This is a genomic window from Paenibacillus forsythiae T98 (genome assembly GCF_000520735.1).
In the GTDB taxonomy this organism is placed as follows: domain Bacteria; phylum Bacillota; class Bacilli; order Paenibacillales; family Paenibacillaceae; genus Paenibacillus_AQ; species Paenibacillus_AQ forsythiae.
This window is the reverse complement of sequence record NZ_ASSC01000654.1, coordinates 1-21,501: the sequence shown is the minus strand read 5'-3', so window position 1 is coordinate 21,501 and position 21,501 is coordinate 1. Positions and strand designations below refer to the sequence as shown.

Sequence of the window (21,501 nt, the reverse complement as noted above, 5' to 3'; positions counted from 1 at the left end):
CGCCGGAAAGCGCGGCGGCTGCGGTGGGCTCACAGCTCCAGTCGGCCGCTTCCGGGCTTGCGCCGGAGGAGCGCGCAGCGCTTGAGCAATCGGTGCCCGCCCAGATGCGCGAGACGGAAGCGCTCGTTGCCCGGATTGGCGGCGAAATGAAGGGAGCGGCGGTGAAGGGATTCAGCCGCACTTTTGCGCTGGCCGGTCTTCTGCTGCTTCCCGGCGTGGCCTTTGCCCTGATCAGCGACTGGTCCCCCCGGCGCAGTAAAGGAGAAATTCTGGCTGCGGAGAAAGGAACGCTTCTCTAAATGGATGGAAGCCCCGACGCCGCAGCCGATATGCCGTTCCCGTGGAGAATAAGAAATCTCCAGACGGGAACGGCTTGTTTTTTTAGTTGGCTTGTATTGACATTTCGTTCGACTGTATCAATAATAGTAGTACAGTTAATACACCTGCTCTGCCAAAGGAAGCTATTAGCCCGGGAGCGGGGGAAAGGGGGAATCGCCTGTGTTCGAACTGGACGTTCGCAGCCGCAAGCCGATTTACGAGCAGTTGACGGATAAGATCAAAGAGATGATATTGTACAGTATTTTGCAGCCTGACGAGCAGCTGCCCTCGGTGCGGGCCTTGTCGGCGCAGCTTACCGTGAATCCCAACACCATTCAGAAGGCTTACCGGGAGCTGGAGCGGGAAGGCTATATTTATTCCCGTGCGGGAAAAGGCAGCTTCGTCTCCCCGGCGCAACACGGAATGAACGCGGCCAAAAGGGAGGAAGTGCGCGAAGGACTCCTGCGTCTGATGGTGGAAGCTGTATATCTTGGCTTTACGGAAACGGAAATTGGCGAGTTGTTCAAGCAGGCGTCGGAGAGTAAAGGAGAGGGGGATCAGACATGATCGAAATACGGGGGGTCAGCAAGGTTTTTCAGGACCGGAAAGCGGTCGACAACATTTCTTTGACGATACATAAAGGAAATATATTCGGGCTGCTCGGCTCGAATGGAGCGGGCAAGACAACGCTGCTCAAGACGGTTGCCGGGATATACCGCCCGGAGTCGGGAGACGTGCGAATCGAAGGCAAGCCGGTGTTCGAGAACCCGGACAGCAAGGGGCGAATCGTATTTATGCCGGATTTTCCTTATTTCTTCCCGCAGGCTTCCATCGTCCAGATGGCCGATTTCTATAAATCCGTCTATCCGGGCTGGAGCGGGGAGCGCTTCAAGGAACTTGGCGAGCTGTTTCCGCTGGACCCGAAGCGCAAGCTGAACCGCTTGTCCAAGGGAATGCGGCAGCAGGCCGCTTTTTGGCTGGCGCTCAGCTGTATGCCGGATGTGCTTATCATGGACGAACCGCTGGACGGGCTTGATCCGGTTATGCGGCGTCAGATTAAAAATGTATTGTTCCAGGAGATCGCCGAACGCGGCCTTACTGTTGTGATTTCGTCGCATAATTTGCGGGAGATTGAAGACCTGTGCGATCATATCGGCATTATGCACGGCGGAGCCCTGCTGATCGACAAGGAGCTTGACGAGCTGAAATCCGACACGCATAAAGTGCAAGTCGCTTTCCGGGACGAACGCCATGAGCATGCGCTGACAGCCAAGCTGCCGGTGCTTCACCGTGAACAGCGGGGCAGTGTCTTCCTTTATATTGTAAAAGGAGACCGCACACGGATCGAGGAGTATTTCCGCGCATACGACCCGTATGTGCTGGATCTGCTGCCGCTGACCCTGGAGGAAATCTTTATTTACGAAATGGAGGGGGCTGGCTATGACATCGCGCCGATTCTTCTTTAACCGCGGCATGATCCGGCAGAATATTTGGCAGCATTCATGGATCGCGGTCATCTACTTGCTCGGCCTGCTGTTCGCGCTGCCGCTGCAAATGTTCCTTGGCGGAAATCCTGATATACCGCCTCGGCAGGTGGAGGATCTGTTCCAGGTTGGTGATGCGCTTGCCATACTGTTCATCCTTACACTGCCCGTGGCGGCCGGTCTGGCACTGTTCCGCTACCTTCAGCACAAAGGAGCGGCGGATATGATGCATAGCCTTCCGCTCCGGCGGAAGCATCTGCTGACGGTTCAACTCTTCAATGGCTGCATTCTGCTGCTCGTTCCGGTGTGGCTTACGGCGCTTGTCGCCGGTCTGGTGAGGAACTTGGGAGGGAATATGTTCCTGTACAGCGCAGCGGATGTATGGGCCTGGGGAGCGACGGCCAGCATATTGAGTCTGTTCCTGTTCACCCTGACCGCGTTCGTCGGGATTTGCATTGGGCTGACCGTGCTGCAGGGAATCGTCGTTTATATTCTGCTGATTCTTCCTGCTGTGCTTTCCCAAATTATTACTTCTCATTTATCCATGTACCTTTACGGATTCTCATACCAGAACAGCAGGAGCAATATAGACTACTGGTCGCCGTTCCTTCACATGATCAATGTAAATGCCAAGCCCTATACCTGGGGCGAGCTTGGCATCTATGCCGCTCTAATCGTTCTGTTCATTCTTCTATCCTATCTGTTGTACCGCAAGCGGCAGGTGGAAACCGCCGGCCAGGCGCTTGCCTTTACGTACTTCAATCCGCTGTTCAAAGGCGGAGTCATGCTGTGCGCGATGCTGCTGTCCGGTACTTATTTTGCGCAAATGCGCCCGCTTAGCATCGGATGGGCCATTGCCGGCTTTGCTCTCGGAGCTATCATCGGATATGCCGGGGCGGAAATGGTTATCCGTAAAACATGGCAAATTCTGAACCGGAAGCTGCCCTTGCGGTTTGCGGGCTACGCGGTTGTTCTCGGACTCCTGCTGTATCTCCCCGTGTCGCCAATAACAGGCTTTGAGGCGAGAGTGCCCGCTGTGGACAAGGTCGCCGAGGTCTACGCCGGAAGCCGTTACGCGGCTTATAAGGATTCACAATTGCCGGTTGCAAGTTCGGCCGATTACACGATACGAAGCCCTTACAAGGGAGTAGACCCGTTCTCCGGTGACCCTGCCTACATCGCGTCGGTCCGCAAGCTCCATGAAGTGCTTGTGCAGGCGCGGCCAGGGGAAAATGAAGACCCATATAAGTATCATTCGACGAGAATATTCAACTATACCTTGGTTTATAAGCTAAGGAACGGGCTTGAAATAGCCAGACAGTACAGTGTGCCCCTGGCCGGTTTCGAGCCTGAGCTGAAGGCGGTCATGGAATCTCCCGAATACAAGCGGGCTGAATACCTCCTGCCGCTGCTTGACAAGCCGCTCGCGAGCATTCAAGTGGGTTCCGATGTCAGGAGTGTCTCAATCACAGATCCGGCGGAAATTACGGCGTTCAAGGAGCTGCTGAAGAAAGAGATCCTGAACATGTCCTTTAAAGACCAGTTAGACGACTCAACTCCGCTGGCCTTGATCCAGGTTGGTACACAAGAATCCATAAAGAATCCTTACTCGGGCTACTTGTACGATGGCTACGACTGGAGGGCGTCCTATCATGAGCTGGGAGCATGGCTTGAACAAAAAGGCTATGCAGAAAGGATCAAGACTAAGCCGGACGACCTGCTGACTGTCGAGGTGGCGAAGCAGAGCGAACAGAATGCGCTCCCGAAGGGCCTTAAGTATGACCCCATGGCCCAACTGGAGCTCGCGAGAAAGGAGGGGAGGTCCGTCATTGTCAAAGATAAGGCGCGGATTGAGGAGATTCTGAACATCCGGCGGAACTATTCGGTGAAGACAGGCTCCTACACTGTCATTGTAAAGTCCAAGCAAGGAGGGTACAATTTTTACAGGCTGGACGCGTCAGAAATGACTCCTGAACTGAAAGGGCTGCTCCCTTGATTGCTCTTTTATCAGACGATCCGGGCGAAACGTTACGGCTTCGAGCGTTTCGCCCGGAAAGACCGCGAATTGTAAATATAACGGAGGTAAACGTCATGAACCCGGTGGAGGATCATCTCGATTTCGGGCTGCAAATTGTATTTATCGGCTTTAACCCGAGTCTGCGTTCGGGAGAAGTCGGTCATCATTATGCGAATCCGCGCAATAACTTCTGGAGAATTCTGTACCGCAGCCAGCTTACGACGAGGCTGTACGACGCTTCCGAGGATGGCGAACTGCTGAAGCTGGGCTATGGCTTCACCAATATCGTCGCCCGTCCCACCCGGGGCGCCGAGGATATTACCCGGGAGGAGTACAGCCAGGGGCGGGAGCTGCTGCGCGCCAAGCTTATGAAGTACCGGCCGCAGATCGCTTGCTTTGTCGGCAAGGGCGTGTACACGGAATTCAGCCGCAGGACGAAGGCGTACTGGGGCTTTCAGGAGGGGCTGGAGCCGGTGGTGGACGGCGTGCGCGAATTTGTCGCGCCGTCCTCCAGCGGACTGGTGCGCATGCCGATGGATGAGATCATCGGGATTTACCGCAGGCTGAGCGAGGCCGCCCGGTCTGACTTGGAATGAATTTGTAGGGGAGAGATTTGACCGGATGAACCCGTTCTGTCAAGGGGACACCCGGTCAATACCTGCAATTGAATTTGGACTCCTTAAAGTCAAATAGCCTTATTTTTACTCCAATACACACGGAAGCCAGCATTAAGAATAATATACCGCTCCAAACGATTGAATGCGTTCCCATCCGGGCTAGAAACCAACCGCCTACAGCAGTACCGAATACTACGCCTAGATTTGCAAAGGAGACAAATAAGCTGTTAGCAAATTCAGGGGCTTCCAAAGCTTCTGAGGTAAGCCAAGTTTGGCCTATAAGGAGACCACCGGCAAAAACAGCTCCCCATACAATGATGATCAGGATCATTGGAAACATATATTTTCCAGTATAAAATATAAGTAAATAAATGGTTCCAAGCAGCACAAGATATACAGAGATGGTTGCAGTAATATTTTTACTCAAAAATTTACCTGCGCATAGATTGCCAAAGATCCCGCTCGCTCCAAAAATGACTAACATAAAACTAATGGTTCTGCTGCTCATGTTCGTCACATCGATAAGATACTCGGCAAAATAAGAATAAAGGGAATACAAGGCTGCAAGAATAAAACAAGTGGCTGCGATGTTCATCCATAATTGCGGTTTAAGCATAATTCTCAACTGCTTGCCGTAGGTTAACTTCTCCTCAACCGGCATGGATGGAATCCAAATGACAATACCAATGTACGTAATCATATTTATAATAGATGAAAAAAGAAACGCAACTTCAAGAGAATAACGATCTCCAATAAACGATGTGATTGGAACGCCCAAAACCATGCCTACCGTTAGACCTGTAAAAACTTTGGCAACCGCCGCAGCGCTTTGCTCTTTTGGAACGGAACTTGCGGCTGCTGCGAAGGCGACTGAAAAGTAGACCGGGTGGAGAAAAGCAGGAAAGACCCTGCACAGCATTAATACCGAGTATGTAGAAGAAAATGCCGAAACAAGATTAGAAATGGCAAAGACAACAACTACTAAACCTAATATAGTCTTACGATTGATGCCTGAAAATAATAAAGTCGCAAACGGACCGGAAAGTGCAATAATTAATGCGAACATGCTTACCAGCATTCCTGCTTGTGAGGCGCTGACATTAAATCGATCTGATATCTGTGGCAAAATACCGACCACTCCAAGCTCCGTATTAACGATTCCGAATACCCCTAAGGCTATAATGTAAATTGAAAGCCGTTTTTTCATGCGTTATAAAATCTCCTTTTTTATTCTATTCCTCACATTTCTTTTTTTGTCCGAGTTCATAAATAGTCTCCATTTCCTTATAAATAACAATTTTATGCGCAAGCAGGTCCAGGTTTTTTTGCAGGTCGGCTATCTGCTCTTGAACTTCTTGATAATGCTCTTCCATGAGAACCCTTCTGGCGTTTAAAGTCGAATCGCCCTGCCTCCTTAACTCGGCGATTTCAATCATTTTGTTGATTGACATTCCTGTGGCTTTCAGGCGGGTCAGAAATTCAATCCAGGTAATATCCTCGGACGAGTAACAACGGTAACCATTTTTGTCGCGGCCAATTGAGCTAAGTAGGCCAATTTGCTCGTAATAACGAAGCGTGTGGACACTTAGCTTGGTGATCTCAGCGACCTGTCGGATAGTCAGCAATTTTTTCATGAACAAAGTATAAACTTTTGAGTTAACTCTAAGTCAAGGTTCATTCATTCCTGTGCCTTCAGTAGAATTTTCCGGCATAATTTGAATTTCGGCAGGAATGAGCAAGGAGGAAGCTGAATATAGTAGCATGCCAAATCAGGATTACGGATCATGCAGGATTATCGGGAGGTCATGGTACAGGTGAAATACGATGTCATTCTATTCGACGCTGATGATACGCTATTCGATTACAAGCAGTCGGAAAGCTACGCGCTGAGGGAGGCCTTTAAGCAGTTCGGCATGCCGGAGGGCTTCGAAGACTGCGCATCTACATACAATGAAATCAACAGGGGACTGTGGAGGGAGCTGGAGCTTGGGCTAATCTCTTCCGCCGTTCTGCGCGTGGAGCGATTTGCCCGGCTGTTCGCCGCACACGGACTTAAGCTGGACCCCGAGTCTTTCAGCGCGGCCTACCTGTTCCACCTGGGAGCGGGAACGGGGACCTTTCTGATTGAGGGAGCGGCGGAAGTATGCAAGGAGCTCTCCGGGTGCAGTCTGGCGGTAATTACGAACGGCATTAAGGAGGTTCAGTATTCGCGCATTCAGGACTCGCCGATGCGGGATGCGTTCGCGCATATCATCATTTCGGAGGAAGTCGGGAGCCAGAAGCCGGAGCCGGGCATTTTTGACCATGCGTTTGCCAAGCTTGGACTCACCTCCGAAGACAAGCGCAGCGTGCTGATCGTCGGCGACACCCTGACTTCGGACATCCAGGGCGGAATTTCATATGGAATCGACACCTGCTGGTTCAATCCGCACGGGAAATCCGGGGACCCCGGAATCATTCCAACCTATGAAATCAAGGCATTGTCCGAGCTGATGAGTATTGTGGGCCGCAAGTAGCGGGAACGGGCTCCGGGCTGCTGCTGCAATCGGGGCGAGAAAATAGGGCAGAAAACCTGAAATAGCGCATCTTTTTGTCTGCTTGAGAGAGCCGCGAGGTAACATGCCTGTAGACGTACAGGTTCTGGGCATGTTCTGCATCAGATTCAGTCCGCACAGCCTAAAATTCCTGTACCATGGAAGGACTTTCTGGCTAACTGAGGCTTCCGAATGAAAAAAACTGCACTTTATCCGGTTTGCCAACCGGACGAGTGAGCCTGATCTCACTTGACCATACGCGCCAAGCGCCCATTTTAATGCCTGAGTCCAAATTTCTGTATTGGAAATCGGCAATCGATTGCCTGGACTCTTGTTCCCGCTTCTGGCGGCTTCCTATCAATGTATGGTATATTATATTGAACAAAAACCAAAGTAAGGAGCTTGGAAATGGAAAAAACATTAGTCTTTGGACACAAAAATCCCGACACCGATACGATTTGCTCCGCCATCGCCTACGCCGCGCTCAAAAAAGAGCTGGGCTGGGACGTTGAAGCCGTCCGTCTTGGCGCAGTTGGTTCCGAAACGCAATATGCGCTGGACCATTTCGGCGTGGAAGCTCCGCGTCTTGTGGAGAGTGTAGCGGGCGAAGCGAAGCAGGTTATCCTCGTCGACCACAATGAGCGCCAGCAAAGCGCCGGCGACATCGACCAGGTGCGCGTTGTTGAAGTCATCGACCATCACCGGATTGCCAACTTTGAAACGGCACATCCGTTGTATTACCGGGCCGAGCCGGTGGGCTGTACCGCGACGATCCTGAAGAAGCTGTACAAGGAGAACGGAGTGGAAATTTCGAAGCCTGTTGCGGGACTGATGCTGTCCGCCATCGTGTCGGACTCCCTGCTGTTCAAATCCCCGACTTGCACTGAAGAAGACGTGGCCGCAGCCAAGGAGCTGGCGGCAATCGCGGGTGTAGACACGGACAGCTATGGCCTCAGCATGCTGAAGGCCGGAGCGGACCTCAGCGACAAGAGCATCGATACGCTGCTGAGTCTGGACGCGAAGGAATTCAGCATGGGCGACAAGAAAGTGGTCATCGCCCAGGTCAACGCGGTGGATACGAACGATGTTCTGTCCCGCCAGGCTGAGCTTGAGACCGCCCTGCAAAGCATTATCGACGAGAAGGGACTCGACCTGTTCCTGTTCGTCGTGACGGATATCCTGAACAGCGACTCCATCGGTGTCGCCCTGGGCAGCGCGGCGGGCGCCGTCGAACAGGCCTACAATGTGAAGCTGGACGGCAACAAGGCCCTGCTCAAAGGCGTCGTTTCCCGGAAATCGCAAATCGTGCCGGTGCTCACCGAGACGATCGCCAAGCAGTAAGATTGAACTACAATTTGCAGCCGCCGCGCCCCGTGCGCGGGGCTGTCTTGCGAAGGGAAGTTCCGAGCGGCCGCCTCTGGCCCGGGATTTCCCTTTCTTGCTGCTGCGGGGCTTGTACGGGTGCTGCGAAAATTCATTGCCTGTTGGATGGTCCATTGCTACAATTAAGAGACTTAAGCTATGAGACTTAAGGTCAGGAGGCGAATTTCATGGCTAAACGCAATATAGGCTCCCTGCAGTACAAATCGTTCGGACTGGCCCTTCAGGCGCTGGTGGTGCTTGCCAAGGACGGGGGAACCTGCCCCAGCTGCGAGATTGCCAAGCTGATGTCATCTGAGCCGACGCTGCTGCGCCGCATTCTTGCCAAGCTGGCGAAGGAGTCCATCCTGGTCACCCGGGAAGGGCGGGATGGAGGATATACGCTGAACAAGGCGGCCGACCAGTTGACCTTGGCCGAGGTATACCGGGCGCTTGAGGTAGGGGAAGCCCGTCACCAGGCGGTCAGCGGTACGATGTGCGTGAATGATTTCGGCACGCAGATGAAGACGGCCTTCTGCGGCATTCTGGAAGAGGTGGACCGCAGTGTCACCGAGGTGCTGAAGAATTATACGGTCGCGGACGTTGTTCGAAAAGCGGGATATTGACATATCGCTTTTTGTTGTTTTATACTGTGCTTGTTAAACAACAGTTATTTCGGTGGCGGCAAGCTGCTGCAAGGCGATTCTTTTTTGGTCTTAACTGTGTTGTTATATACACAGATACAGGCGATGGACAGGAGCATTTACCGCGGCCGGGCCGGCGGGAATATTTTTCGGGAGGTTAACTGTTATGGAGACACAAGTGAATACTAATCCGGCTTTCAGCGAGGTTCTGCGCGAACGCCATTCGGTGAGAAAGTATGATTCTTCCCGGAAAATGTCTGACGAAGAGATCAATGACCTGCTAAATGATGCGATTCTGGCGCCTTCCTCTTCCAATCTTCAGCCTTGGCGCTTTATTGTCATTACGGATCAGGCGCTTAAGGAGCAACTGCTGCCGATTGCGCACAACCAGCAGCAAGTGGTGGAGGCGTCCGCGATTATCGCCGTACTCGGCGACCTGGAGGCCTACCGCAACGTGAACAAGATTTGGGACTCGGCGGTAGAAGCGGGTCTTGCGACGCCGGAAGTGCGGAACATGATGGTGGAGAACAGCTGGAACGCTTACTCCGCTTTGAGCCGGGAGAAGCAGAAGGATATTGCGCTGGTGGACGGCGGTCTGGTCTCCATGCAGCTGATGCTCGCAGCCAAGGCGAAGGGCTATGATACGGTAGCGATGGGCGGCTATAATGCCGAGAAATTCCGCGAGTTGTTCCAGATTCCGCAGCGCTATGCGGCCGTTATGCTGATTGCCGTAGGCCACGCCGCAGTCCCGGGCCGGACGACCACGCGCCTGCCGCTGGAGGATGTCGTTTCCTACAACGGATTCAAGGGTTAACTTCACATCGTCAACAATCCCCGATCCTTACTTCCTGAAGGCATCGGTTAATACGAACCCCCGCCGGGACCCGGCGGGGGTTCGCCGCGTCCATACGCCTTTTCACGCGTTTGGGAGAAACGCCGCTTTCTGCTACAATCTTGGGTAGAAGCGGCAGCGCCGCTTTGGAAACGAAGCTTCGGGCTGTCTGATCGTCACCGCCCAGTCGGAAATCGAATACCGGCCCGATCAATATTGGGAGCAAAGCAGCCGAATGGACATTCAGTCATTGGAATCAGCATACAACGACAGGAGAAATGGAGACCATGGAATTATTTACAGCACTTACGCAGGATGATTACGAGCAATTGCTGTTCTGCCAGGACCGGGCATCGGGCCTAAAGGCCATCATTGCGATTCACGATACGACGCTTGGGCCGGCTCTGGGCGGCACCCGGATGTGGACCTATGCCTCCGAGGAGGAGGCGATCGTCGACGCGCTTCGTCTGGCCAAAGGCATGACCTATAAGAACGCCGTCTCCGGACTCAATCTGGGCGGGGGCAAGACCGTAATCATCGGCGATCCGGCAAAGGACAAGAACGAAGCGATGTTCCGCGCCTTCGGGAGATACATCCAGGGACTGAACGGGCGATATATCACCGCCGAGGATGTGGGAACAACCGAAGATGATATGGACATCATCCATCAGGAGACCGATTATGTCACGGGGATCTCCAAATCTTACGGTTCTTCGGGGAATCCTTCGCCGGTTACGGCCTTCGGCGTATACCGGGGCATGAAGGCGGCGGCGAAGGAGGCGTTCGGTACGGATTCGCTGGCAGGCAAGACCATCGCCGTTCAGGGGGTAGGCCATGTCGCCTTTTCGTTATGTGGGCATCTCCAGGAGGAAGGCGCCCGGCTTATCGTTGCCGACATTAATAAGGAAGCGGTTCGCCGGGCCGTGGAGACATACGGCGCCCAAGCGGTTGATCCGAAGGATATCGTCGGCGTGGACTGCGATATTTATGCGCCGTGCGCGCTCGGTGCGACCATTAACGACCAGACGCTGCCGCTGATCAAGGCCAAGGTGATCGCGGGCGCGGCCAACAATCAGTTGAAGGAGCCCCGCCACGGCGATGCGCTGCATGAGAAGGGCATTGTCTATGCGCCCGATTATGTTATCAACGCGGGCGGCGTTATCAACATTGCCGACGAGTTGAACGGCTATAACAAGGAACGGGCTTTGAAGCAGGTGGCGAAGATTTACGACAGCATTGCCCGGGTCCTTGAAATTTCACGCGAGAAGGGCATTCCGACCCATACGGCCGCGGACCATCTGGCGGAGGAACGGATCGCTCTGCTGAAGAACAGCCGCAGCACCTTTCTTCGCGACAGCCACCATAACCTCAGCAGAAGACGGCCCTGACGGATCTTTCGGGCGTGGAGCAACCTCCGGCAGCTCGCCAATGAGGCCAAAGCCGTTCCGTAAGAGCGGCAGCAAAATGCGATAAATACAAGAAACGGCTCCCGTTCCTAGCGAACGAAGAAGCCGTTTCTTCTTGAAATCCAAGATTTTACGAACCGTTTGGTCTTACTGGATCTTGACAGGCTCGGGATAAGCGACCCCCAGGGTGTCCACCGACATGCTCTTGATTACGGGCGGATGGTTGGGACGGTCAGCCGCTCCTCTCGGGAGATTGGCGATCGCGTCAACGACCTTAAGCCCTTCGGTCACCTTGCCGAAGGCCGCATACTTTCCGTCGAGACTTGGCGCGGCGTCTGTCATAATGAAAAATTGCGAGCCCGCCGAATCCGGTTCATTGGTCCGGGCCATCGAGAGCACGCCCCTCGTATGCAGAAGCGAGTTCGGGAAGCCGTTCTCGGAGAATTCTCCGGAAATGCTGTAACCGGGTCCTCCCATGCCAGTCCCCTCAGGGTCCCCTCCCTGAATCATGAACCCGGGAATGACACGGTGAAAAATCGTACCGTTATAGAACCCCTTTTGAATTAGTGAAATGAAATTGTTCACCGTATTCGGTGCGACCTCGGGATACAGCTCGGCCTTGATCATGCCGCCGTCCTCCATTTCAATAGTAACGAGAGGATGGCTCGCGTTCCCGGAAGGGGCGCCGTTCACGGGCCCGGCGCTTGCCTGCGGCTCCGCCCCCGATGCCGGGGATGCGCCGGGGTCCGCGCTGCCTGCGGCGCCCGGCTTATTGCCGCAGCCGGAAACCAGGACCAGCAGCAGAAGGCCCAGAACCGTCCATACGGCAACCGAATGATTGCGTATAACTTTCACTGACTGTCTCTCCTTTTCATCCTTGATCCTTGCGTCATATGCCATCATACCCCGGGCCGGACCGCTTTGCAAAATTCGCGGAAACAATCAGGATTGGCACAGAACCCAAAGAGGTTTACAATTAATAGGAATATGTATTGTTGCTGTCAGGATGGAAGCGATGAAAAAGCGCCGCCGGACATCCATTGCCTGGCGGCGCTTTCATCTTCATTCGTCTTCGCCCGTTGATCCGTTCAGCACATCCGTGCCCGGCATAACATCGAGCGGAGGGGTCGCCGGATCGACCCGACTGCCGGCCTGAATATCGTCGGCATCCGGAATATCCTCCAGCGGATCGATCTCGTCCTCCGCCGTCCATTCGTCATTGGCATAATCGATCAGGCCTTGAATCAGTCCGGCAGCGCCCGCTGCAAGGGAAGCGTCTGAGTGCAGAAGCTCATCGCGGTCATGAGCGGGTCCTCCAAGGATGCGATCCTGCCTGCCCCGCGGAGCGCCTTGCCCCGGTCCGGGCCCGTTCAACCCGGCGTCCGCTGCCCGCTTCGGATCACGGACGGCAACAGGAGACCGGGTGGGAACACCAACGCGGCCTGCGGCCCTTTCGCTCATGCTTTGCGCGGTTTCTGTTCCCGCAAGCGGGATGTCATCCGCCGGAATATCCTGCTCCGGAGAGACGCCGCCCATTTTGACATAGCGCTCATACGTAAAATCGGCTTCCGTCTTATCGAAACTGGCCATGGTACTCAGCTCCTTCTGAGGGGTCATCAGCTTTGCGCTTCCGCTGGAAGCGCGCATGCCATATTCTATCCGGGTGGTTGCCAGTCAGGGCATCCGCCCAGGAACGGTCTATATTAATTCTATACCCTTCCAAGAGCAAACGAATCGTTGTAGGCTGGACCTGCGGCCCAAGCTCCGCTATATATTCTTTCGCGAAATGCATAAAGCTATGCCTGACGGAGCAGGCCGCAGTTATTTTAGAACAGCATAAAGGAACAAATCGAAAAATGTCGAAAATTATACTATACCAAATACCCATTTATCAGATAGTTGAGGTGCCACAATGAAATTGCCACTGCACAAAATAGCGGCTATCGTGTTTGTCATATTGCTGCTGGCCTCCATGATTGAGATCGGCGTTCAGATGGGGCGGGGGAAACAGGAGGGCAGAGAGCTTCCGGGGTGGCAGATGAAATGGGTGAATGGAGCGGAAGGGGATCACGGAGCGTATCCTCCCCGTTCGGATATGGGGTGGGTTGACGTTGAGCCTTCGGACGATCTCCCCGAGATGCCGGGAGAAATGACGGCGGTGTGGCTCCGCGCTGCTGTGCCTCCACTCGGGAGCCATTCGGCAGCTCTGCTGAACAAGGTCTACGGAAGGGATATCAGGGCTTATGTCGACGATACGGTGGTATATGATTCAAACGGCAGGGGGAGCACCGGCGGAGGCAAGCTGCTGATTCCGCTGACAGCGGCGCAGACCGGCAAAGAATTGTACATATACAGCGGAGGCAGTGACGGCCGCCTTGGCCTGGAAGGAGGGATCAAGGTGGGCAGCTACGGCAATATGCTGAATCTGTACCTGAGGGAAGATCTGCTGGACGTCATGATTGGCGGGTCGCTTATTTTTATGGCCGTCGTTCTGGGCGTTTGCTCGATATTTTTGAAAAAAGAGCTGTTCTCCAACGGAATTCTGCTCATGCTGATCATGCTGTCGTCCGGCGTGCTGATGATTTACTACTCTCCCTACCTCGCGCTTGTTACGGGGAATCAGTACAGGTGGCTGGAGCTGTTTTTCGACGCGGCGCTGTTCACGCTGCTTCCGGCCTTCACCTATTTTTTCGAGAAGCTATTCGGTCCGGGCCTGTACAAAGCCGTTACCCGGCTGCGGAAGCTGCAAATGGGATATTCGCTGTTCTGTGTAGGACTTAGCGTGCTCAATATTGCCCTGTCCTACCGGACCCAAGAGCTGTATAGAGCGTTCACTGTCGATGTCGTCGGAATTCTCATGATTATTCAGTTTCTGCTTCTGCTGGGACTTGCGATCCGATACGCCCTGAACGGCAATGTGGAGGCGATTATCTTCTCCTCGGGGTTCGCCGTGTTCGCGCTTTCGTCGCTCAGTGAGCTGTCCCTGTACTATATGTCCGGCGAGAAGTACCATCTCTACTGGTGGAAATGGGGGATCGTCGGCTTCCTGGTTTCCCTGATTGTTATTGTCGGGCGGAGATTCGCCAGGAATCATGAACAGGTAGTCGAATATTCCAGGGAGCTGGAGAAGTTCAACAATGATCTTCAACGTTCTGAAAAAATGGAAATTATTAGCGAGCTGGCCGCCTCTGTCGCCCATGAGGTCCGCAACCCGCTCCAGGTTACGAGAGGCTTTCTGCAAATTATCGGCGGATCGCAGGGCAGCAAGGAGAAGGAATACTTGCAGCTGGCGATTTCGGAGCTGGACCGGGCTTCGCATATTATCAATGATTTTCTAACCTTCGCCAAGCCGGCGATGGATAAGGTGGAATGTCTGGATGTCGGGGAAGAGCTGAGGCATGTCGCGGGTATTCTGCTTCCTCTGGCCCAAATGCAGGGAAGCCGGATCGAGATTCATCTCGAAGCCGGTCTGTACGTCAAGTTCAATTCTTCCAAGTTCAAGCAGGCTTTGATCAATATTATCAAGAACGCCATCGAAGCCCTTCAGGAGACCGGGCTGGTGACCATTAGCGCCCGGAAATCCGGCGGGTACGTCGTCATCAGTGTCCGGGATACGGGAGAAGGCATGACGGCCAGCGAGATTGCCCGGCTGGGCGAGCCTTATTACTCCAACAAAACGAAAGGCACCGGGCTTGGATTGATGGTTACCTTCCGGCTCATTGAGGCGATGCAGGGTACGATCGAGTTTCAGAGCGTCAAGGGAAAAGGTACGGAAGCGAGCGTCAAGCTGCCTGCCGTGAAGCCGTAAGGGCAAAGCCGAATCCGGTTAAGGCACCGGCCTGTGCCCTGCGCTGTAGGCAGGTCTATAGCATCGGGCGCCTCCCGGATTAAAGGCTGGCCGCCAATCGGGGGTTCAAGCGCACAGATATTTGGAAATCTTTTGTGGCCTAAGGGGGGGATTCCTTCTACTGGAAAATAGGAGAGAAGACCTCTTCCTCTGCGGACCGGGATTTATCGACTTGGGACAATGGGGGCAGCAGGAAAGCCGCTGCAATATGTGATCCCGAAAGGCTTGCGGAGCATGCCGCTTCCGCTTCGGCACCCGGGATTGCAATGATTTGCCTCGCGATTCTATTGCCGTATGCCGGCTCTTTACGCAGTATTGGAGATTGATGGAACCTTAGTTAACATACCCCTCTTACTAATTTCCAAATTTTACCCCTATACCCCATTTTTGATTGAATAAAACAGGCAAAAATAAAAAAAATATCTTTAATTTTTAAGCATGTAACCGTTATCAGGCTGAAAGGTAACTTGTTATTGTCACCTTTCTTTTGTATGATGCATTTAACACAGCGGTTTGAAGGCAGGTAAAAGCTCGCATTTTCCACAAATTTGGAGAATTGGGTGGTGGGATGAATATCAGGCTGTCTGCGGAAGATCGTATGATTATATTTTTCAGGTACTTATCACTGTTCCTTACTTCGCTGATGTTCTTGGTAACGCACACGGGTCCTGCCCTTGTCTATAAAATTCCGATCATCCTGGCTCTGGGTTTGCTGGCTCATGTGTTTATCGCCTTCTTCAGGAGTTTTCGGCACAAGCCGCACGCCATGATGGCGTCGGTGACCATCGAGATGCTGCTGATTCTTCTGCTGACAATTTGTACAGGCGGGTACGACAGTCCATTCAAGCTCTATTCGCTGAATCCCATTTTGATCGCAGCCGGTTCCTTGTCCTATTATTTTTGCTGGAGCCTGCTGGCCGGCTACTTTGCCATCTTCCTTGGATTTTGCTATTTTTTTTATAAATCGCTGGACGACACATTTGCCTCTGTGCTGCTGGAGAACGGAAATCTGTTCCTGGCTCTTGCGCTTACGGCGACCTTTATGCAGTTGCTCTCGAAGCTCAGGCGGCAGCGGGAGGAGGCCGAGGCGCGCACCGACGAAATGCTTGAGCACATCAAATCGCTGTATCACATCGTGGAAACCTCAAGCGAGCATGATTTTATGAACATTGGACAGGTCATTACCGACTATGCCCTCAAGCTGACGAAGCTGAATAAAGCGCTGTTCTGGTTCGCGGGCAGCAGCGGAGGGCCGTCGCTAGTGAGCCGGCAGACCGGCTGGCCCCCTGACGAGGAAGAGAATCTGTTCGGGGAGCTGAAGAAATATGAGCCTGAATGGCGGCGCCAGAAGGAGCCGATCTTCCGGAGCTTTCCCGGGTTCGGGGATCTGCTGATGATGCCGGTTCGGATGAGCACCCGGTTTGTGGGTGTCATCGGAGTAAAGCTTGAGGCCCACGAGGGGCTGGAAGGCCGAAGATGGTACATCCAGCAGCTGATGTTTCTGGCGGAGCTAAGCGCGATTACGCTGGAACGCCATGAGCTGAGCGTCACCGAGAACCGGCTCATTGTGACCAATGAGCAGAACCGGATTGCCGACGAAATGCATGACAGCGTCTCGCAGAGCCTGTTCGGTATTGTGTATGCGGCTCATTCCCTCAAGCAGTCCTTCCGGAGAATGACACCCTCCCAGCTGGAGGAGCAGATTGAGCTGATCCATGATTCGGCGACCAAGGCCGCCAAGGAGCTTCGGATTACCATCTACAGCTTAAGCTCCAAGAAGAGCGGCGGTCCAACCTGGCTGGGCATGGTGAGATCGCATCTGAAGAGCCTGTCGAGACTGAATGATGTCGAGATCGTTTTCAAAGTGAAGGGCGACGATTTCAGCCTGCCCTACCCGTATCACAAGGCGCTATTCCGGATTATATCCGAAGCGACCGGCAATGCCATCCGTCACGGAGGCGCCGGCAATATTGAAGTGGAGCTGACCTTGAAGCCAAGATGGATCGGACTGGCTATCCGCGACGATGGCATCGGCTTCGACACCGATCTGCTGTGGACCCGTTCAGAGGAGGGGACAAGCGGACTCGGAATGAAGAACATGCAGCATTTGGCAAGTTCTCTTGGCGGTGATTTCCAGTTATCCAGCAACGAAAATGCAGGTACTCAGATTCTGATTTCAATTCCGGTAGGCGTGGTTGAACTAAAGAACGCATAAAGGATGATAGGAGGTCTTTGCATTATGGAAATCGTCATTGTGGATGATCACCCTCTTGTGAGAAGAGGGCTGGCAGCCGTTATTTCCATGCAGCCCAATTTGAGTTTTGCGGGCGAGGCAACGAACGGAGAAGAGGCTCTGCGCGTCTTCGAAGAGGTGCGCCCGGATTTGGTGCTGATCGATTTGAAGCTTGCCGACGAGTCGGGGATCGATGTGATCAAGGCCGCGCGCAGGCGCGGAATCGAGAGCAAATTCATCCTGCTGACATCGTCGGCGAGCCGTGAGGATTTCCTGAAGGCGGAGGAAGTGCTGGTCGACGGCTATGTCTTGAAAGAGGCGCTGCCGGAGGAGCTGCTGTTCGCCATTCAACTGGTCTATAAGGGCAGGAAGTATTACGATCCCGGTCTGATGGAGGACAAGATGAGGATGAGCGGCAAAGGTCCGACCGATGAGCTTACGCCGAAGGAGCGGGAGGTGCTGATTGAGCTGGGGCAGGGAGCTTGCAACCGCGAGATTGCTTCACGTCTCTTCATCAGCGAGTTCACGGTCAAGAAGCATGTCAGTCAAATTTTGGCCAAGCTCCAGGTTGCGGATCGCACCCAGGCTGCGCTCTATGCCAACGCTGTGGGTTTAACCAAATACGAGATGTCTGTCGAATAACCGGCAGGGAGATGACATTCAGCAACCCGAAACACGGACATATTGTCCGTGTTTCTTTGTGTTTTCGGCAAAGTCCGGCACCGGAGCTTATCCGCTCTCCATGCGGCATGGCACTAAAGTATACCATCAGCTGCCCTTAAGCAGTAATTTTCTTTATTCAAAAGTGAAAACGAAAGTAATGGCAGGGACCATGCCCCGAAAAATGTGGATTGATAGAATTAAAGCAAGTTAACTGAAATTTTCAGAAGTCTTTCAAAATCCTACGGAAGGAGGCTCGCTGTGGAAAAGACGATTTTGGATTACCTGAATCTGATCAAAAAAAGGTTATGGCTTATCGTGCTGTTCGTGCTGATCTCCTGCAGCACCACCTATTATGTGAGCAAGAATTATGTGGTTCCCGTCTACTCCGCATCAGCGCAGCTGCTGGTGAATAACGCTGCGAACCTGCCGGAAGGCAATAACCTGAATAATCTGAATTTCAGTCTCAACCTGATCGGAAGCTACAAGGAAATCATTAAATCGCCGGCCATTATGGACCGTGTCGCTGCGGCGCATCCGGAATTCGGACTTTCGGGCGACGGGATCAGCTCCAAGGTGACTCTCAGATCCTCGGAGGGCAGCCAGATCATCAATCTCAGTGTGCAGGATACAAGTTACGTGAAGGCGGCAGGCATCGCCAATGCCGTATCGCAGACTTTCATTCGCACCCTGCCGGAACTGATGAATATGGACAATGTCAACTTCCTCACTCCGGCGGACCCGAAAGATGTTCCGGGACCGATAAACGGCGGATTTACAATGAACCTCATTATCAGCTTCGTTGTATCTCTTATGGCGGCTCTGGGCATTATCCTGCTGCTGGAGACGCTGAATGGTTCCCTTCGATCCGAGAAGGAAGCGCTGCATGAGTTCGGCCTCCCGGTCATCGGCACCATACCGGTCATCCGCAAACGCGACCTCGGCAACGATGGAGACAACAAAGCAAGAGTAGGGGAGGGAGCGTATGCTGCGATTAAGTAACACCCTCATTGCCGAGCGGAATCCGCAGTCGCATGTGTCGGAATCCTTCCGTTCGCTGCGCACCTATATCCGCCAGCTCGGGCTGCTGCAGGGCGGGGGCAAGGCGCTGCTCTTCACCTCCGGCGGAGCGGGAGAGGGCAAGACGACCGTTCTGGCCAACCTCGCCGTATCCTTTGTGCAGGACGGCAAGAAGGTCGCGGTGGTGGATGGCAACTTGCGAGGCCCCGGGCTCCATACGGTGTTCGGATTGGAGAATGGCGCAGGATTGGCTGACTATCTGAGCGGGTTGAAGGAAGCCGACCAGATCAGCGTATACGGCAATCTCGCCAACCTCACCATCGTGACGGCCGGAGTTTCGACCGCCAGTCCGCCGGATCTGCTGGGCAACGCCAAGATGGGAGAGCTGCTGGAGGAACTGAAAGGAACCCATGATCTGGTTCTGCTGGACACGCCCCCCGCGGTGGAATACAGCGATGCCCGGGTGCTTGCGCCGCTAACGGACGGCGTGGTCATCGTTGCCCGCTACGGCAAGTCGAAGCGGGATTCGATCCGCAAGGTCAAGACGCTGATGGAACAATCCGGGACCGCTATTCTCGGGATTGCCATAAATCAAGCCAAGTAATGTCGAAACAATGAGCTGGGCGTTAAGCCGCAAAACTATTTTTAGGAGGCATGGATGATGAAAAGAGTGAAAAAGGTAATTATTCCCGCAGCCGGACTGGGAACCCGTTTTCTTCCCGCAACAAAGGCGATGCCGAAGGAAATGCTTCCAATCATCAACAAGCCTACTATTCAGTACATTGTGGAGGAAGCGATTGCTTCCGGTATCGAGGATATTATTATCGTGACCGGTAAAGGCAAGCGGGCGATTGAAGATCATTTCGACAACGCCTTCGAACTGGAATCGCGGTTGCTTGAGGACGGCAAGCTTGAGCTGCTGCAGGAGGTGCAGCGTTCATCCAAGGTTGAAATTCACTATATCCGGCAAAAAGAACCCAAAGGGCTGGGACATGCGGTCTGGTGCGCCAGACGCTTCATCGGCGACGAGCCGTTCGGCGTAATGCTCGGGGACGACATTGTTACCGGACAGACGCCTTGCCTCAAACAGCTGATCGAGCAGTATGAGGAAACGCAGAACTCGGTGATCGGCGTGCAGGAAATTCCCGACGAGTTCACCAACCGGTACGGTATTATCGAGCCGGATTTGCAGGACGGCCGTCTGTATCGCGTCCACAACTTTGTGGAGAAGCCGCCGCTTGGAACTGCTCCATCCAATCTGGCCATTATGGGCCGCTACGTGTTCACGCCGAAGATCTTTAAATATCTTGATCTGCAGGAAAAAGGCGCCGGAGGCGAAATCCAGCTGACCGACGCGATCCAGAAGCTGAATCAAAGCGAGCGGGTCTATGCCTACAACTTCGACGGAACGAGATACGACGTCGGGGAACGGCTCGGGTACATTTTGACCACGATGGAGTTCGCCTTGCAGAACAAGGATTTGCGCTATCCCCTCATGGACGCCATGGCGGAATGGCTCAGCAAGGCGGAGCAAGCCACCAGTTAACGGATAAGCGCAACACCCGTTTCAACGGGCCATTCTTTCAAGGAGGATTGAGAGGGAAATGAGCATGCCAAAAATGCCGGATGACGCTAAGCCGATTCTGTCGAGTCTTTATGTGATGCATGCCGAAGCAGCGCAGGAAGCCAATTCCTACCTGGTTGTGAAACGGGTAATCGACTTTCTTTTTTCCGCTCTATGTCTACTCTTCCTGCTGCCCCTGTTTGCTGTAATCGCCGTACTGATCAAGCTGGACGACCCGAAGGGGAAGGTGTTCTTCCGCCAGACCCGCATCGGCAAGGATGAGAAGCCGTTTGAGATGTACAAGTTCAGGTCGATGGTCTCGAATGCCGAGGAGTTGAAGAAGAGCCTGATGGCTTACAACGAGGTCAGCGGGGCGATGTTCAAGATCAAGAACGATCCCCGGATTACCAAAATAGGAAGGTTTCTGCGCAAGACGAGCATTGACGAGCTTCCCCAGCTGTGGAATGTGCTGGTCGGCAATATGAGCCTGGTCGGTCCCCGGCCGCCGCTTCCCGATGAAGTGGCGCAGTATTCGGAGTATGACAAGCAGCGGCTGACCGTAACGCCGGGCTGCACGGGCTACTGGCAGGTTCATGCGCGCAACAGCGTCGGATTCGAGGAAATGGTTCAGCTGGATCTTACGTATATCCGCATGCGGAGCACAGCGCTCGATCTGAAGATCATTTTGAAGACGGGTCTCATGCTGCTGGGCTCGAAAAATGCGTATTAATTCAGAAATTAGGTGAATGCCCATGTTTGAGCAAGGAAAATTACCACGGCTGTCTATCATCATTTGCACTTACAACCGGTCCGTGCTGTTATCCAAAACGCTGGATTCCCTGCTCGGGCTCGAGATGCTGGACGAGGCGGAGGTCATTGTGGTGGATAACCGGTCGACGGATGATACGGCATCCGTCGTGAAACGGTTCATGGATAAATACGAAAGTATGATCTTCATGAAATATC

The 21,501-nt window shown here is 53.6% G+C and carries 21 protein-coding genes and 1 pseudogene; 18 read left to right on the top strand and 4 right to left on the bottom strand.

Annotated features, from left to right (window positions below; genetic code table 11):
• The 5 genes and pseudogenes from L692_RS33050 to L692_RS0120320 all read left to right on the top strand — a co-directional run.
• A pseudogene (locus L692_RS33050) lies at window positions 1-299 on the top strand (hypothetical protein); the annotation flags it as partial.
• A gap of 199 nt (window positions 300-498) precedes the next feature.
• Window positions 499-885: a GntR family transcriptional regulator gene (locus L692_RS0120335; RefSeq protein WP_025701882.1), complete on the top strand. Its 387-nt coding sequence runs from the start codon at window positions 499-501 to the stop codon at window positions 883-885.
• On the top strand, window positions 882-1,784 hold the full coding sequence (locus L692_RS0120330; protein ID WP_025701881.1) for an ABC transporter ATP-binding protein: 903 nt from the start codon (window positions 882-884) through the stop codon (window positions 1,782-1,784). The genes L692_RS0120335 and L692_RS0120330 overlap by 4 nt, the downstream gene beginning before the upstream one ends.
• Window positions 1,759-3,798: a DUF6449 domain-containing protein gene (locus tag L692_RS0120325; protein WP_025701880.1), complete on the top strand. Its 2,040-nt coding sequence runs from the start codon at window positions 1,759-1,761 to the stop codon at window positions 3,796-3,798. The genes L692_RS0120330 and L692_RS0120325 overlap by 26 nt, the downstream gene beginning before the upstream one ends.
• Before the next feature lie 95 nt (window positions 3,799-3,893).
• Window positions 3,894-4,415 carry a mismatch-specific DNA-glycosylase gene (locus tag L692_RS0120320; protein WP_156940536.1) on the top strand — a complete coding sequence of 174 codons (522 nt, stop codon included), beginning with the start codon at window positions 3,894-3,896 and terminating at the stop codon, window positions 4,413-4,415.
• 55 nt (window positions 4,416-4,470) lie between these two features.
• On the opposite strand, the gene L692_RS0120315 is transcribed toward L692_RS0120320, so the two are convergent.
• Together L692_RS0120315 and L692_RS0120310 are read right to left on the bottom strand one after the other, a co-directional pair.
• Window positions 4,471-5,643, bottom strand: a complete 1,173-nt coding sequence (locus L692_RS0120315) for an MFS transporter (RefSeq protein ID WP_025701878.1) — start codon at window positions 5,641-5,643, stop codon at window positions 4,471-4,473.
• 25 nt (window positions 5,644-5,668) lie between these two features.
• A complete protein-coding gene (locus L692_RS0120310) occupies window positions 5,669-6,070 on the bottom strand; it encodes a MerR family transcriptional regulator (RefSeq protein ID WP_025701877.1) in 402 nt (133 codons plus the stop codon).
• A gap of 180 nt (window positions 6,071-6,250) precedes the next feature.
• Between L692_RS0120310 and L692_RS0120305 the strand changes: the two genes are divergently transcribed.
• The 5 genes from L692_RS0120305 (at window position 6,251) to L692_RS0120285 (ending at window position 11,193) form a co-directional block, all read left to right on the top strand.
• Window positions 6,251-6,952: a YjjG family noncanonical pyrimidine nucleotidase gene (locus L692_RS0120305; protein ID WP_025701876.1), complete on the top strand. Its 702-nt coding sequence runs from the start codon at window positions 6,251-6,253 to the stop codon at window positions 6,950-6,952.
• Between the two features lie 426 nt (window positions 6,953-7,378).
• Entirely contained in the window at window positions 7,379-8,311 is a 933-nt protein-coding gene (locus tag L692_RS0120300; RefSeq protein ID WP_025701875.1) for a manganese-dependent inorganic pyrophosphatase, read from the top strand.
• Between the two features lie 209 nt (window positions 8,312-8,520).
• Window positions 8,521-8,955 (top strand): RrF2 family transcriptional regulator, encoded by a 435-nt coding sequence (locus L692_RS0120295; protein WP_025701874.1) that lies wholly within the window; start codon window positions 8,521-8,523, stop codon window positions 8,953-8,955.
• A gap of 184 nt (window positions 8,956-9,139) precedes the next feature.
• Complete coding sequence (locus L692_RS0120290) at window positions 9,140-9,787, top strand: nitroreductase family protein (RefSeq protein WP_025701873.1); 648 nt, start codon at window positions 9,140-9,142, stop codon at window positions 9,785-9,787.
• A gap of 305 nt (window positions 9,788-10,092) precedes the next feature.
• Window positions 10,093-11,193 carry a Glu/Leu/Phe/Val family dehydrogenase gene (locus L692_RS0120285; protein WP_025701872.1) on the top strand — a complete coding sequence of 367 codons (1,101 nt, stop codon included), beginning with the start codon at window positions 10,093-10,095 and terminating at the stop codon, window positions 11,191-11,193.
• Between the two features lie 165 nt (window positions 11,194-11,358).
• Here the strand turns inward: L692_RS0120285 and L692_RS0120280 are convergent, their stop codons facing one another.
• Window positions 11,359-12,057 (bottom strand): peptidylprolyl isomerase, encoded by a 699-nt coding sequence (locus tag L692_RS0120280; RefSeq protein ID WP_036724726.1) that lies wholly within the window; start codon window positions 12,055-12,057, stop codon window positions 11,359-11,361.
• Window positions 12,058-12,273: 216 nt separating this feature from the next.
• Window positions 12,274-12,801, bottom strand: a complete 528-nt coding sequence (locus L692_RS30785) for a hypothetical protein (protein WP_156940535.1) — start codon at window positions 12,799-12,801, stop codon at window positions 12,274-12,276.
• A gap of 322 nt (window positions 12,802-13,123) precedes the next feature.
• On the opposite strand from L692_RS30785, the gene L692_RS0120270 reads away from it, so the two are divergent.
• The 8 genes from L692_RS0120270 to L692_RS29590 form a co-directional block, all read left to right on the top strand.
• On the top strand, window positions 13,124-15,019 hold the full coding sequence (locus L692_RS0120270) for a sensor histidine kinase (RefSeq protein ID WP_025701870.1): 1,896 nt from the start codon (window positions 13,124-13,126) through the stop codon (window positions 15,017-15,019).
• A 607-nt stretch (window positions 15,020-15,626) separates the two neighbouring features.
• Window positions 15,627-17,273: a sensor histidine kinase gene (locus L692_RS0120265; protein ID WP_025701869.1), complete on the top strand. Its 1,647-nt coding sequence runs from the start codon at window positions 15,627-15,629 to the stop codon at window positions 17,271-17,273.
• A 24-nt stretch (window positions 17,274-17,297) separates the two neighbouring features.
• On the top strand, window positions 17,298-17,933 hold the full coding sequence (locus L692_RS0120260; protein ID WP_025701868.1) for a response regulator: 636 nt from the start codon (window positions 17,298-17,300) through the stop codon (window positions 17,931-17,933).
• 279 nt (window positions 17,934-18,212) lie between these two features.
• The gene (locus L692_RS0120255; protein ID WP_025701867.1) at window positions 18,213-18,953 is read left to right on the top strand and encodes a YveK family protein; all 741 of its coding nucleotides are present in this window, start codon (window positions 18,213-18,215) and stop codon (window positions 18,951-18,953) included.
• Complete coding sequence (locus tag L692_RS0120250) at window positions 18,937-19,575, top strand: CpsD/CapB family tyrosine-protein kinase (protein ID WP_025701866.1); 639 nt, start codon at window positions 18,937-18,939, stop codon at window positions 19,573-19,575. Before L692_RS0120255 ends, L692_RS0120250 begins: the two co-directional genes overlap by 17 nt.
• 54 nt (window positions 19,576-19,629) lie before the next feature.
• Window positions 19,630-20,517, top strand: a complete 888-nt coding sequence (gene galU / locus L692_RS0120245; protein WP_084463295.1) for a UTP--glucose-1-phosphate uridylyltransferase GalU — start codon at window positions 19,630-19,632, stop codon at window positions 20,515-20,517.
• Window positions 20,518-20,632: 115 nt separating this feature from the next.
• Entirely contained in the window at window positions 20,633-21,265 is a 633-nt protein-coding gene (locus tag L692_RS0120240) for a sugar transferase (RefSeq protein WP_376717957.1), read from the top strand.
• Between the two features lie 22 nt (window positions 21,266-21,287).
• A partial coding sequence (locus L692_RS29590; RefSeq protein WP_036724719.1) for a glycosyltransferase family 2 protein occupies window positions 21,288-21,501 on the top strand: 214 nt, incomplete at its 3' end.